This is a genomic window from Kosakonia oryziphila, from assembly GCF_900094795.1.
Classification (GTDB): domain Bacteria; phylum Pseudomonadota; class Gammaproteobacteria; order Enterobacterales; family Enterobacteriaceae; genus Kosakonia; species Kosakonia oryziphila.
Genome location: NZ_FMBC01000053.1, coordinates 19,580 through 31,840 on the forward strand (window position 1 = coordinate 19,580; position 12,261 = coordinate 31,840).

A 12,261-nucleotide genomic window follows, 5' to 3' on the forward strand; every position below is an offset into this window, starting at 1 on the left:
GTTGAGTGCTGACATTGCTCACCTGCAAACAAGTAAAAGTATTGATGCTATTTATGATGTCGTTTACTGCTTTGTGCTGAAACAGGCCTGCCGGGTAATCGTAGAAACAAAAAGCCGCCCCGCAGGGCGGTCTGAATTATTTCACACAGCGGGCGCACTGGCCCGACTGGATCTGCTGGAAGAAGTCATTACCTTTATCATCGACAAGGATAAAGGCCGGAAAATCTTCCACTTCTATCTTCCAGATGGCTTCCATTCCCAGCTCCGGATAAGCCACACACTCCAGGTGCTTGATGCTGTTCTGCGCGAGGATCGCCGCCGGGCCGCCGATGCTGCCAAGGTAAAAACCACCATGTTTATGGCAGGCATCCGTCACCTGCTGACTGCGGTTGCCTTTCGCCAGCATGATCATGCTGCCGCCCTGCGACTGCAACTGATCGACGTAGGAATCCATCCGCCCGGCGGTGGTTGGGCCGAGGGAGCCAGACGCATAACCTTCCGGTGTTTTCGCCGGGCCAGCGTAATAAATCGGGTGGTTTTTCACGTATTCCGGCAGATGCTCGCCGCTGTCCATCAGTTCTTTCAGTTTCGCATGCGCAATATCGCGAGCAACGATGATCGTGCCACTGAGCGACAGACGCGTGGAGACCGGGTACTGCGACAGCTGCGCCAGGATCTCTTTCATCGGACGGTTGAGATCCACTTTCACCGCCTCGCCCTCACCCGCCTGGCGCAGCGCTTCGGGAATGTATTTGCCGGGGTTCTGCTCCAGCCGCTCCAGCCAGATCCCTTCACGGTTGATCTTACCTTTGATGTTACGATCGGCCGAACAGGAAACGCCCATCCCCACTGGACAGGACGCGCCGTGGCGCGGCAGGCGGATCACGCGAATATCATGGGCAAAGTATTTGCCACCAAACTGGGCGCCCAGACCAAGATTCTGCGCTTCCACCAACAACTCCTGCTCCAGTTGCACATCGCGGAATGCCTGGCCGTGCTCATTACCTTCCGTCGGCAGCGCGTCGTAATATTTGGTTGATGCCAGTTTTACGGTTTTCAGCGTCGCTTCCGCCGATGTACCACCAATCACAAACGCAATGTGATAAGGCGGACACGCTGCCGTACCAAGGGTGCGCATCTTCTCGACAAGGTAATTTTTCAGCTTCGCCGGGGTGATCAGTGCTTTGGTTTCCTGGTAAAGATAAGTTTTGTTGGCCGAACCGCCGCCCTTGGCAATACACAGGAATTTATATTCATCGCCATCCACGCTGTAGAGGTCGATCTGCGCTGGCAGGTTAGTGCCGGTGTTAACCTCTTTGTACATATCCAGCGGCGCATTCTGCGAGTAACGCAGGTTATCGTTAATAAAGGTGTTATAGACGCCACGGGCCAGCGCGGCTTCATCGCCGCCGCCGGTCCACACATGCTGCCCTTTTTTCCCCATGATGATGGCCGTGCCGGTATCCTGGCAGGTTGGCAGAACGCCGCGCGATGCGATCTCGGAGTTGCGCAGGAATTGCAGCGCCACATATTTGTCGTTTTCACTGGCTTCGGGATCGTCGAGGATATCGGCAACTTGCTGCTGGTGCGCCGGGCGCAGTAAAAATGCAGCATCGTGGAAAGCATGTTGCGCCAGTAGCGTCAGCGCCTGCGGATCAACTTTGAGGATTTGTTGGCCGTCAAACTCGGCAACAGAAACATAATCACGGCTTAGCAGGTAGTATTCGGTCTCGTCCTTTCCGAGCGGAAAGGGTTCCTGATAGTAAAAGGCTTTATTCGACATTGTTCTCTCACTTACGGCACGATCTGGTTATTGTTCAGGCAGCCATTCCCTCTGCCCGTGTTAAAGCGAGTCACCATATCCTACACAATTTTTTAACAAAAGCTGAGACTAATACGACTTTTTGTCGACGCAGGTTACTTCTGCCGGGTTTGTTGCTTTAATGACGCCAATATTTCATTACTCAGAAACTCAGAAAGGGCTTGATAATGCAAAAACTCATCAACTCAGTGCAAAACTACGCCTGGGGAAGTAAAACTGCGTTAACGGAACTCTATGGCGTGGTGAATCCGCAAAACCTGCCGATGGCAGAGTTGTGGATGGGCGCACACCCGAAGAGCAGCTCAAAAGTGCAGGACGCCAGCGGACAGACCCGCGCGTTGCGTGATGTGATCGAGCAGGACAAAAAACGCCTGCTCGGCCAGGCTGTGGCAGAACGTTTCGGCGAACTACCGTTTTTATTTAAAGTGCTGTGCGCCGACCAGCCGCTATCAATTCAGGTTCATCCCAACAAGAAAAACTCAGAAATCGGCTTCGCCAAAGAGAACGCCGCTGGCATTCCGCTGAACGCCGCGGAACGTAACTATAAAGATCCGAACCATAAGCCAGAACTGGTGTTCGCCCTGACGCCGTTCCTGGCCATGAATGCCTTCCGCGAGTTCTCCGACATTGTCTCGCTGCTGCAACCGGTCGCTGGCGCGCATCCGGCTATCGCCCACTTCTTACAGGCACCAGGCGCGGAGAGATTGAGCGAACTGTTTGCCGCACTGCTCAACATGCAGGGTGACGAAAAATCCCGCGCACTGGCGGTGCTGAAATCCGTACTGGAACAAAAACAGGGCGAGCCGTGGCAGACGATCCGCACAATTGCTGAATTCTACCCCGATGACAGCGGCCTCTTCTCTCCACTGCTGCTCAACGTGGTAAAACTGAATCCAGGCGAAGCGATGTTCCTGTTCGCCGAAACGCCACATGCCTATCTGCAAGGTGTAGCGCTGGAAGTGATGGCGAACTCCGATAACGTTCTGCGCGCCGGATTGACACCAAAATATATCGATATTCCGGAACTAGTGGCAAACGTCAAGTTCACACCGAAACCTGCCGCCACGCTCCTCACCGAGCCAGCTCGCCGTGGCGCGGAGCTGGATTTTCCAATCCCGGTTGATGATTTTGCGTTCTCGCTTCACTATCTCTCCGCCGCTGAAACCACACTTACGCAGCAAAGTGCGGCGATTGTCTTTTGCGTGGAAGGCGAAGCGGTACTCAGCAAAGGCAGCGACCGTCTGGTACTGAAACCCGGCGAGTCGGCATTCATTGCTGCTGATGAATCGCCTGTATCCGTCCGCGGCACCGGGAGAGTGGCGCGCGTGTTCAATAAAAGCAACTAAGTTACTGAACTTTTTAATAAGGATTGCTAAGCTTGCTGTAACCTATTTCAACAGTCCAGGCGATCATCACCGCCTGGTTTCATTTTTTATGGATAAACATTATGAAAAAAACGTTGGTTGCCGCAGGGATTATTGTTGCACTGGGTGTCGTCTGGACTGGCGGTGCCTGGTACACAGGAAAACAGCTCGAAAGCCGTCTGGCGGAGATAGTGAACAACGCCAATGCGCAGATTAAGCACAATGCACCGGAGGCCAATGTGGAGGTTTCCGCGCAGGATTATCAGCGCGGCCTCTTCTCCAGCCATTTTACGCTGCATATCAAGCCAGTTGATGGTGCCACCAATACATGGCTAAAACCCGGCCAGGACATTGTTCTGCAAGAAACCGTCGATCACGGCCCTTTCCCGCTGGCGCAACTTAAGTCGTTCAACCTGATGCCGGCAATGGCCTCAGTACATACACAGCTGGTTAATAACGATGTCACCAAAGCGCTGTTTGACATCGCCAAAGGGGAATCACCGTTCTATGCCGAAACCCGCATTGGCTATAGCGGCGATACGCGCAGCGATATCACTCTGCGCCCGCTCAGCTCTGAAAAAGAGGGCGAGAAAGTCACCTTCAGCGGCGGCCAGTTCCGTTTCAGCGCGGATAAAGATGGCAACGCTCTCGCCCTAAGCGGAGAAGCACAAAGCGGGCTGGTCGATGCGGTGAATGAGTATGGGCAGCGCGTGCAACTGTCGTTTAATCAACTTAAAACCGACGGTAAAAGCGAAATCGCGGCTTTTGATGAGAGAACCGGCAATCAAAAGCTGTCACTCGATAAACTCTCTATTTCGGTGGAAAACAAAGAGCTGGCCGTGGTGGAAGGCATGAACTTAACGGCCAAATCCGAACTGGCTGATGATAAGAAAAACATCAATAGCCAGATTGATTACACCCTCAATAGTCTGAAAGTTCAGGGGCAGGATCTGGGCAACGGCAATCTGACGCTAAAAGTGGCCCAGATCGACGGTCAGGCGTGGCATCAGTTCAGCGAGCAGTACAACGCGCAGACGCGCGCGCTGATGGCGCAACCAGAAGTGGTGCAGAATCCGGAACTCTACCAACAAAAAGCGACGGAAGCCTTCCTCAATGCCGTACCGCTGTTGCTGAAGGGTGAACCGGTGATCACCGTTGCGCCGTTAAGCTGGAAAAATGCCAAAGGCGAAGCCACTTTCAATCTCTCGCTGTTGCTGAAAGATCCTTCCACCGCCACCAGCGCGCCGCAAACGCTGGCCGACGAAGTTGATCGCACGGTGAAATCGCTGGATGGCAAACTGGTGATCCCGGTGGACATGGCCACCGAACTGATGACCCAGATCGCGAAACTGGAAGGTTATCAGCAGGAAGAAGCAGCGAAACTGGCTAACCAGCAAGTTAAAGGGCTGGCGGCTATGGGCCAGATGTTCCGTATCACCACGCTTGAGAACAACAATATTCTCACCAGTCTGCAATACGCGAACGGTCAGGTGACGCTGAATGGCGAAAAAATGTCGCTCGAAGAGTTTGTCGGTATGTTTGGTCTCCCGTCGCTTCAGCCCGGGCAGCAAGATAACGCCGTTCCTCCGGTGCCGGAAGTACCGGCAGTGCCACAGCAGTAATGCTAACCCCTCTGCGGAGGGGTTAATTTTTGCCAGACAGCAATACACCTCTCCGCATCAGCGTGTACAACTCATACAACGGGGTGATATATACGCAATATATTCAATTCCCTCCCATGCCGCTGATTTTGTGAGGCTGAAGGCGAAAAAAGGCATATGAAGATCTTGTCGATACAGTGCTGAAAGATGCCGTTTTGGCATTGCTAGTGTCAGAGAGTAATATCTCTTTCGCCGCGCTTGTGCATCAGCTACAGCAGCTTCTTCAGGAAGCGTCTGATAATGGACGACGTAACGCGCTTCATGCAGTCATCCGTGCCGTCTACCACTACCGGAGCAATAATACGCACTGTGCCAACCCGTTTCCCTTAACCGCGTTTTTATCGCAAAATAATCTGTCCAGACATTAACCTTGCAGGCAAAAAAACTCCTTCGCGCCAGGCGAAGGCGAATCGAGGACGCACCTTTTTTAATTACCTATCGTCGGGCGTTTTCTGCACGACCAGCTCTAATGCATTGCGATAGATATCCTGTCTGACCACATCATCTTCTGTTTCCAGTAGACCGATTAGCACCAGAATCAGATACTTATTACTGACCTCAACATTCTTTAACCGCAGGTTATGCATGATATCGTGGATTATTTCCTTTTCCGCTTCATAACTGTGCGTATCTGTTCCGAAATACGCATTAAGTTGCTCTTCTGTGGTTGTCGTCTGCATAGTAATCCTGAATAAAAAAGAGAGCCCGGCCTCCACGGTATGGCGGGAGAGGTCTGATTCGACAATAAAAAATAGTCATGCTTTTTCACCTGTGCAACTTATTACATAACAATGTTTTATCTATTCCCCTGGCGACAATTTTTTACTGCCGTATATTCCACCCGCCAGTATTTGAAACCCGCGTCGCTTAGAGATCCTGCGCCTCGGTGTCTAAAATCAGAACAATGAGACGCGTGCTATCCTTTCTGCAGGTGTTCAGGCAACAGAAGAAAGAGGTGCATGAAATCGGGTTGTTATTCGCCGTCATGGCCTTTTCATTCAGGGATTCATAAATTTAGCTGTATTTTTAATAGCTTATTGAGCTGTGGTATAATGGTATGCACTTTAGCAAAAATAAAGAGTGCGACCATGATAGATCCAAACCTGCCACTTACTGACATCCATCGACATCTTGACGGCAATATCCGCGCCCAAACTATTCTGGATCTTGGCCGCCAGTATAATTTACCTCTGCCCGCACTAACGCTCGACGCGCTGCGTCCGCATGTGCAGGTCACCTCGAACGAACCCGATCTGGTCAGTTTTCTCGCGAAACTCGACTGGGGCGTTAAAGTGCTGGCTTCGCTGGATGCCTGCCGCCGGGTGGCGTACGAAAATATGCAGGATGCTGCTCTTAACGGCCTGCATTATGTCGAGCTGCGTTTCTCGCCAGGCTACATGGCCATGACACACAGCCTGCCGATTGCTGGAGTGGTAGAAGCGGTGATTGCCGGCATAGGTGAAGGCAGCCGCGATTTCAACGTTCGGGCGCGGCTAATCGGTATTATGAGCCGCACCTTTGGCGAAGCCGCCTGTTTGCAGGAGCTGGAAGCCTTACTGGCACATCGCGACGGGATCACCGCGCTGGATCTGGCGGGCGATGAGCTTGGCTTCCCTGGCAGCCTGTTTCTGTCGCACTTTAACCGCGCGCGGGATGCGGGCTGGCGCATTACCGTGCATGCAGGCGAAGCGGCCGGGCCGGAAAGTATCTGGCAGGCGATTCGCGAACTGGGCGCCGTGCGTATCGGCCACGGTGTTAAAGCGATAGACGATGCGGCGCTAATGGATTTCCTTGCGGAGCAACGTATCGGCATTGAATCCTGTCTGACGTCGAATATTCAGACCAGTACCGTGCCTTCGCTCGATCGCCATCCACTCAAGACCTTCCTCGAACATGGCATTCTTGCCAGCATCAACACTGACGATCCGGCCGTACAGGGTGTAGAGATCGGTTATGAATATCAGGTTGCGGCACCGGCAGCAGGGCTGAGCCGCGAACAGATTCGCCAGGCGCAAATTAACGGTCTGGAGATGGCGTTTCTCAGTGAGCAAGAGAAACAGGCATTACGGGAGAGAGTGGCAAACGCCTAAAAAAAACCGCTCGCGCAGCAGCGTGAGCGGCCAGTTGTCAGGTCAGGCTCAGGGTGGCGCGATGTTTTGCGGACTCAATCCCCAGTTCGATTAACTCCATAATCTGGATGGCCTGGCTGGCCGGAACCGGGTTTTCACCGACGCCATTAAGCGCATCGCGAATCGCAGCATAATAGGCCGGGTAGTTGCCTGGTACGGTTAGCCAGCTCTCTTCCCTACGTTCTTCACCTTCGACGCGCGTCAACACACCGTCGCGCATATCGTAACCCCAGTCAGCCTGCGGCAAGCGCGCGCCATTTTTCAGGCACTCTTCCTGCGGATCCAGACCATATTTCACATAGCTGCCACGGCTACCGTGCACAATGTAGCGTGCCGATTCCGCAGCCGCCAGCAGCGTACTATGCAGCACCACGCGACGTTGCGGGTAAGTCAGTACGGCATGGAAGTAGTCCGTTGATTGTGCACCCGGGCGCAATTGCGCCAAATCGACCATCAGCGATACCGGCAGACCGAATAAATTAACCGCCTGATCGAGCAGATGCGGACCTAAATCGTACCAGATGCCGCTGCCCGGCCCGCCCTGTTCACGCCAGCGGTTGCGTACCTGCGGACGAAAACGATCAAAATGGGATTCAAAATAGGCTACCTCGCCGAGCGCGCCGTCCGCCAGTAGCGCTTTTAACGTCAGAAAATCACTGTCCCAGCGTCGATTGTGGAAAACAGACAATACGCGCCCCAGACTACGCGCCAGCGCATCCAGTTCGCGAGCTTGTGACAGTGTCACCGTAAAGGGTTTATCCACGACGACATGTTTACCGGCTTCCAGAGCGGCTTTGGCCAACGGAAAGTGGGTATCGTTAGGCGTGGGGATCACAATTAAATCGATTTGCGGATCGTTGAACAGATGTTTCGGTTCAGAGACAACCGGTACGACGGGCCAATCGGCTTTGACTTTTGATTCATCACTGCTGGAAATAGCCACCAGTTCCATTCCTGGCGTCCCGGCAATCAGCGGTGCGTGGAACGTTTTACTGGCATAACCATAACCAACTAAGCCAACATGGATTTTATCACTCATATCGTGTCTCTCCTTTATAGAGCACTTATTTGACACCATCTGCCGGATAGCGACAACCGCTTCCTCTATTCAGAAATTTCATGAACGATTTAGTACTACCACACCCTGGTTTCCTGTTGAAAAATCTGCTTAAATCTACAATCAGCGCTTTTCCTGGACATAATGGCGTTTTTTTATACATGGCTTAATATCAGGGAGTTGTAGAAGTATGGCCGGAATAACCAATCGGATCATTGAACTAATGGGGTGGGTGGTGCTCGGAGTATCGGCCGTTCTTTTGATTTTCGCCAGCCATATAGATAATTACCATCCCCCGGAGCCGAGTTCTGTGGCGCAAAAAAAATAATAACGAAAACTGCTGGTAAAGAGCATAAATGCTTATTACCAGTAGTTGCGAAGATCATGATTCTTGTCCGCCGCCGTTCTGGCACTTGCTTTCATTCGAAAAGAAAACTCATACTTTAACAGTAGAGCTATTTACGTTGTGATAACAAAGAATTAGCCCTGTTTGATTTACGTCTCTTTTAGTATATGGATAATCCATGACATGACCATTCAGGATTATTTATTAAAATCCCGCTGAATCAGTTCGATTAAAACTCCGGAAAAATTGTTTGCCTACCTTAACGACAACTCTTACCGACACTGCCGTGCTGAGCTGGTCTCTGGCGGCCGCTTGTTTGACACTGAGTGCGTTCTCCGCCCTGTCTGGTGCTACGTGCAGTAACGCCTCTGGTATTTGACACGCAATGCTTTATACTCGTCGCCCGGCGAAATAAATGCATTACATTAAAGCGTTAAAAGAGGAATACATATGACGACAACGCCTGCAGAACGAATCGGAGGCTGGTTACTTGGCCCTCTGGCCTGGTTGCTGCTTACGTTATTAAGTACTTCTCTGGCATTAATGCTTTATGCTACCGCGCTATTAACGCCACAGACGGTTGCGGCGCTCGGCGCGCAAACGCTAAAAGAAAATGTTCTGTGGTTCGTTTCATTCGCCTTCGCTATCGCTATCTGGTATTACACGCTCTGGCTGGTAATCGCCTTTTTTAAGCGCCGCCGCAGCGTACCCAAACACTATATAATCTGGTCGTTAATTTGCGTCCTGCTATCGCTGAAGGCGTTCGCTTTCTCTCCCATTTCCGACGATCTGGCAGTGCGACAGCTTCTGTTCCCACTGCTTGCCGCAGCACTGATGGTGCCTTACTTCAAGCGTTCTCAACGCGTGAAGAAGACCTTCGTTAATCCGTAATAACCTTACAGTTATCCTGTTGTCGCCCGGTGCTGTTTGGCCGATAATAGGCGGCTTTTTTATTTTCAGGCTAAATAATGACAGATTATCTGCTGCTATTTATCGGGACGGTGCTGGTCAATAACTTCGTACTGGTGAAGTTTCTTGGCTTGTGTCCGTTTATGGGCGTTTCCAAAAAACTGGAAAGCGCCATGGGCATGGGTCTGGCGACCACCTTTGTGATGACGCTGGCGTCGGTGTGCGCCTGGATTATCGATACCTGGGTTCTGATTCCGCTGGGTTTAGTCTATCTGCGCACGCTGGCGTTTATCCTGATTATCGCAGTCGTCGTGCAGTTCACCGAAATGGTGGTACGCAAAACCAGCCCGGCGCTCTATCGCCTGCTGGGGATCTTCCTGCCGTTGATTACCACCAACTGCGCGGTGCTGGGTGTTGCGCTGCTGAATATCAACCTTGGTCATAATTTCATGCAATCGGCGTTATATGGCTTTGCCGCCGCCGTTGGCTTCTCTTTGGTGATGGTGCTGTTTGCTGCGATCCGCGAGCGCCTGGTGGTTGCCAATGTGCCCGCGCCCTTTCGCGGCAATGCGATTGCGTTAATCACCGCAGGCTTAATGTCTCTGGCCTTTATGGGCTTTAGTGGTCTGGTAAAACTGTAATGAGTGCAATCTCTGTTGCCGTTGCAGCCCTGAGCGTGCTTGGGCTACTGTTCGGTCTCATTCTCGGTTATGCATCCCGCCGCTTTGCGGTTGAGGACGATCCGGTCGTTGAACGTATTGATGAGCTGCTGCCACAAAGTCAGTGCGGTCAGTGCGGCTATCCCGGCTGCCGCCCTTATGCGGAAGCTGTGGGCCTCAACGGCGAAAAAATTAACCGTTGCGCGCCGGGCGGCGAAGCGGTAATGCTGAAAATCGCCACGCTGCTGAATATCGATCCACAACCGATTGACGGCGATGCCAGCGCACAGGAGCCGGTACGGATGTTGGCGGTCATTGATGAAAACAACTGCATTGGTTGCACTAAATGCATCCAGGCCTGTCCGGTCGATGCCATCCTTGGCGCTACGCGCGCCATGCATACAGTGATGAGTGATCTGTGTACCGGTTGTAATCTTTGTGTGGATCCGTGCCCGACGCAGTGCATTGAATTGCGTCCTGTGGAAACGACCACCTCAAGCTGGAAATGGGATTTAGAAACCATTCCGGTACGTATTATTCCTGTGGAACACCATGTTTAAGTTATTTTCCGCTTTCCGAAAAGAGAAACTGTGGGATTTTCACGGTGGAATTCATCCGCCGGAGATGAAAACGCAGTCTAACGGCACGGCGCTGCGCCAGTTACCGCTGGCGCAGCGCTTTGTCATACCGCTGAAGCAACATATTGGTACTGAAGGCGAACTGTGCGTCAGTGTCGGTGATACGGTGCTGCGCGGCCAGCCGCTGACACGCGGTCGCGGACGGATGCTGCCAGTACATGCTCCGACGTCGGGTACTATTATCGCTATCGCTCCCCACTCCACCGCTCACCCTTCTGCGTTGCCGGAGATGAGCGTCATTATTGAAGCAGATGGCGAAGATCGCTGGATCGAACGTAACGGCTGGAATGACTACCGCTCGCACAGTATTGATGCGTTGCTCGAACGCATTCATCAATATGGCGTCGCGGGGTTAGGCGGTGCAGGCTTTCCGACCGCTGCCAAACTGCATGGCGGCGGCAATAAAATTGAAACGCTGATCATCAATGCCGCCGAATGCGAGCCTTATATTACCGCCGATGACCGCCTGATGCAGGATTGTGCCGCGCAGGTTATTGAAGGCGTGCGTATTCTGGCGCACATTCTTAAACCACGTCAGATCCTCATCGGGATTGAAGATAATAAACCGCAGGCAATTTCGATGATGCGTGCGGTGCTGGCCGACAGCCATGATATTCAGTTACGCATTATTCCAACCAAATATCCGTCCGGCGGCGCAAAACAGTTGACGCAGATCCTGACGGGTAAACAGGTGCCGCACGGTGGTCGTTCTTCGGATATCGGCATCCTGATGCAAAACGTCGGTACGGCCTATGCGGTGAAACGCGCAGTGATTGACGGCGAGCCCCTGACCGAACGGGTCGTCACGCTGACCGGCGAAGCCGTCCCCCGTCCTGGCAACGTCTGGGCGCGTTTGGGTACGCCAGTACGTCATCTGCTTGAACATGCGGGTTTTTGTCCCTCCAGCGGACAACTGGTTATTATGGGCGGCCCGCTGATGGGCTTTACTCTGCCGTGGCTGGATGTTCCGGTGGTCAAAATCACCAACTGTTTGCTGGCACCGTCCGCCAACGAAATGGGCGAACCGCAGGAAGAGAAAGGTTGTATTCGCTGTAGCGCCTGTGCCGATGCCTGCCCGGCAGATTTACTGCCGCAGCAACTTTACTGGTTCAGCAAAGGCCAGCAGCACGATAAAGCCACCGCGCATAATCTTTCCGACTGTATCGAATGCGGCGCCTGCGCCTGGGTATGCCCCAGCAATATTCCGCTGGTGCAATATTTCCGCCAGGAGAAAGCAGAAATTTATGCTATTGCGCAGGAAGAGAAACGTACTATCGAAGCCAAAGCGCGCTTTGAGGCGCGTCAGGCTCGTCTTGAGCGCGATAAAATAGCCCGCCAGCAGCGCCACAAACAGGCCGTAGTTCAGCCTGGCGCTCAGGATCAGCAGGCTATCGACGCTGCGCTGGCCCGTTTACGGGAAAAACAAGCTACCGCAACGCAACCTGTGGTGATTCAGGCTGGCGCTGAGCCGGATAACCGTGATGCCATCGCCGCTCGCGAAGCGCGTAAAGCGCAGGTGCGCGCCCGTCAGGCAGAGAAAGTACAGCTCGCTGAGGCAAACGCAGCAAGCGGTGAAACGGCCGATCCGCGCAAAGCTGCCGTCGAGGCGGCAATTGCCCGCGCAAAAGCGCGCAAAGCAGCACAGGCTGAATCCCCGGCTGCTGAACAACCGCCGG

At 52.9% G+C, this 12,261-nt stretch carries 12 protein-coding genes; 9 read left to right on the forward strand and 3 right to left on the reverse strand.

The features are described 5' to 3' along the window. Positions 1–136 precede the first annotated feature (136 nt). On the reverse strand, positions 137–1,783 hold the full coding sequence (fumA, locus tag GA0061070_RS20275) for a class I fumarate hydratase FumA (RefSeq protein WP_090137844.1): 1,647 nt from the start codon (positions 1,781–1,783) through the stop codon (positions 137–139). 206 nt (positions 1,784–1,989) lie between these two features. On the opposite strand from fumA, the gene manA reads away from it, so the two are divergent. Both manA and GA0061070_RS20285 read left to right on the forward strand, forming a co-directional pair. Next, complete coding sequence (gene manA / locus GA0061070_RS20280; protein ID WP_090137846.1) at positions 1,990–3,168, forward strand: mannose-6-phosphate isomerase; 1,179 nt, start codon at positions 1,990–1,992, stop codon at positions 3,166–3,168. A 101-nt stretch (positions 3,169–3,269) separates the two neighbouring features. Next, complete coding sequence (locus tag GA0061070_RS20285; protein ID WP_090137848.1) at positions 3,270–4,808, forward strand: YdgA family protein; 1,539 nt, start codon at positions 3,270–3,272, stop codon at positions 4,806–4,808. 470 nt (positions 4,809–5,278) lie between these two features. Here GA0061070_RS20285 and GA0061070_RS20290 read toward each other — a convergent pair whose 3' ends face one another. Beyond that, positions 5,279–5,527: a biofilm development regulator YmgB/AriR family protein gene (locus tag GA0061070_RS20290; RefSeq protein ID WP_090137850.1), complete on the reverse strand. Its 249-nt coding sequence runs from the start codon at positions 5,525–5,527 to the stop codon at positions 5,279–5,281. 408 nt (positions 5,528–5,935) lie between these two features. On the opposite strand from GA0061070_RS20290, the gene add reads away from it, so the two are divergent. Next, a complete protein-coding gene (gene add / locus GA0061070_RS20295; RefSeq protein WP_090137852.1) occupies positions 5,936–6,937 on the forward strand; it encodes an adenosine deaminase in 1,002 nt (333 codons plus the stop codon). A 37-nt stretch (positions 6,938–6,974) separates the two neighbouring features. Here the strand turns inward: add and GA0061070_RS20300 are convergent, their stop codons facing one another. Further along, positions 6,975–8,015, reverse strand: a complete 1,041-nt coding sequence (locus tag GA0061070_RS20300) for an oxidoreductase (protein ID WP_090137854.1) — start codon at positions 8,013–8,015, stop codon at positions 6,975–6,977. Between the two features lie 208 nt (positions 8,016–8,223). Between GA0061070_RS20300 and blr the strand changes: the two genes are divergently transcribed. The 6 genes from blr to rsxC all read left to right on the forward strand — a co-directional run. Then, positions 8,224–8,361 carry a division septum protein Blr gene (blr, locus tag GA0061070_RS20305; protein ID WP_090137856.1) on the forward strand — a complete coding sequence of 46 codons (138 nt, stop codon included), beginning with the start codon at positions 8,224–8,226 and terminating at the stop codon, positions 8,359–8,361. Between the two features lie 237 nt (positions 8,362–8,598). Beyond that, entirely contained in the window at positions 8,599–8,742 is a 144-nt protein-coding gene (locus GA0061070_RS25635) for an HHA domain-containing protein (RefSeq protein WP_244153177.1), read from the forward strand. Positions 8,743–8,829: 87 nt separating this feature from the next. Next, a complete protein-coding gene (locus GA0061070_RS20315) occupies positions 8,830–9,270 on the forward strand; it encodes a DUF2569 domain-containing protein (RefSeq protein ID WP_090137858.1) in 441 nt (146 codons plus the stop codon). Positions 9,271–9,347: 77 nt separating this feature from the next. After that, the gene (gene rsxA / locus GA0061070_RS20320; RefSeq protein ID WP_090137860.1) at positions 9,348–9,929 is read left to right on the forward strand and encodes an electron transport complex subunit RsxA; all 582 of its coding nucleotides are present in this window, start codon (positions 9,348–9,350) and stop codon (positions 9,927–9,929) included. Beyond that, positions 9,929–10,507 carry an electron transport complex subunit RsxB gene (rsxB, locus tag GA0061070_RS20325; protein WP_090137862.1) on the forward strand — a complete coding sequence of 193 codons (579 nt, stop codon included), beginning with the start codon at positions 9,929–9,931 and terminating at the stop codon, positions 10,505–10,507. The genes rsxA and rsxB overlap by 1 nt, the downstream gene beginning before the upstream one ends. Beyond that, positions 10,500–12,261 (forward strand): electron transport complex subunit RsxC (gene rsxC, locus GA0061070_RS20330; protein ID WP_090137864.1); only part of this gene is annotated, 1,762 nt, incomplete at its 3' end. The genes rsxB and rsxC, both read left to right, overlap by 8 nt.

Bases quoted from the DNA above. Each gene is read 5' to 3' on its own strand.
- GA0061070_RS20300 (WP_090137854.1), bottom strand. From the start codon at position 8,015: ATGAGTGATAAAATCCATGTTGGCTTAGTTGGTTATGGTTATGCCAGT.
- GA0061070_RS20285 (WP_090137848.1), top strand. From the start codon at position 3,270: ATGAAAAAAACGTTGGTTGCCGCAGGGATTATTGTTGCACTGGGTGTC.
- rsxA (WP_090137860.1), top strand. From the start codon at position 9,348: ATGACAGATTATCTGCTGCTATTTATCGGGACGGTGCTGGTCAATAAC.
- GA0061070_RS20315 (WP_090137858.1), top strand. From the start codon at position 8,830: ATGACGACAACGCCTGCAGAACGAATCGGAGGCTGGTTACTTGGCCCT.
- GA0061070_RS20290 (WP_090137850.1), bottom strand. From the start codon at position 5,527: ATGCAGACGACAACCACAGAAGAGCAACTTAATGCGTATTTCGGAACA.
- fumA (WP_090137844.1), bottom strand. From the start codon at position 1,783: ATGTCGAATAAAGCCTTTTACTATCAGGAACCCTTTCCGCTCGGAAAG.
- blr (WP_090137856.1), top strand. From the start codon at position 8,224: ATGGCCGGAATAACCAATCGGATCATTGAACTAATGGGGTGGGTGGTG.
- rsxB (WP_090137862.1), top strand. From the start codon at position 9,929: ATGAGTGCAATCTCTGTTGCCGTTGCAGCCCTGAGCGTGCTTGGGCTA.
- add (WP_090137852.1), top strand. From the start codon at position 5,936: ATGATAGATCCAAACCTGCCACTTACTGACATCCATCGACATCTTGAC.
- manA (WP_090137846.1), top strand. From the start codon at position 1,990: ATGCAAAAACTCATCAACTCAGTGCAAAACTACGCCTGGGGAAGTAAA.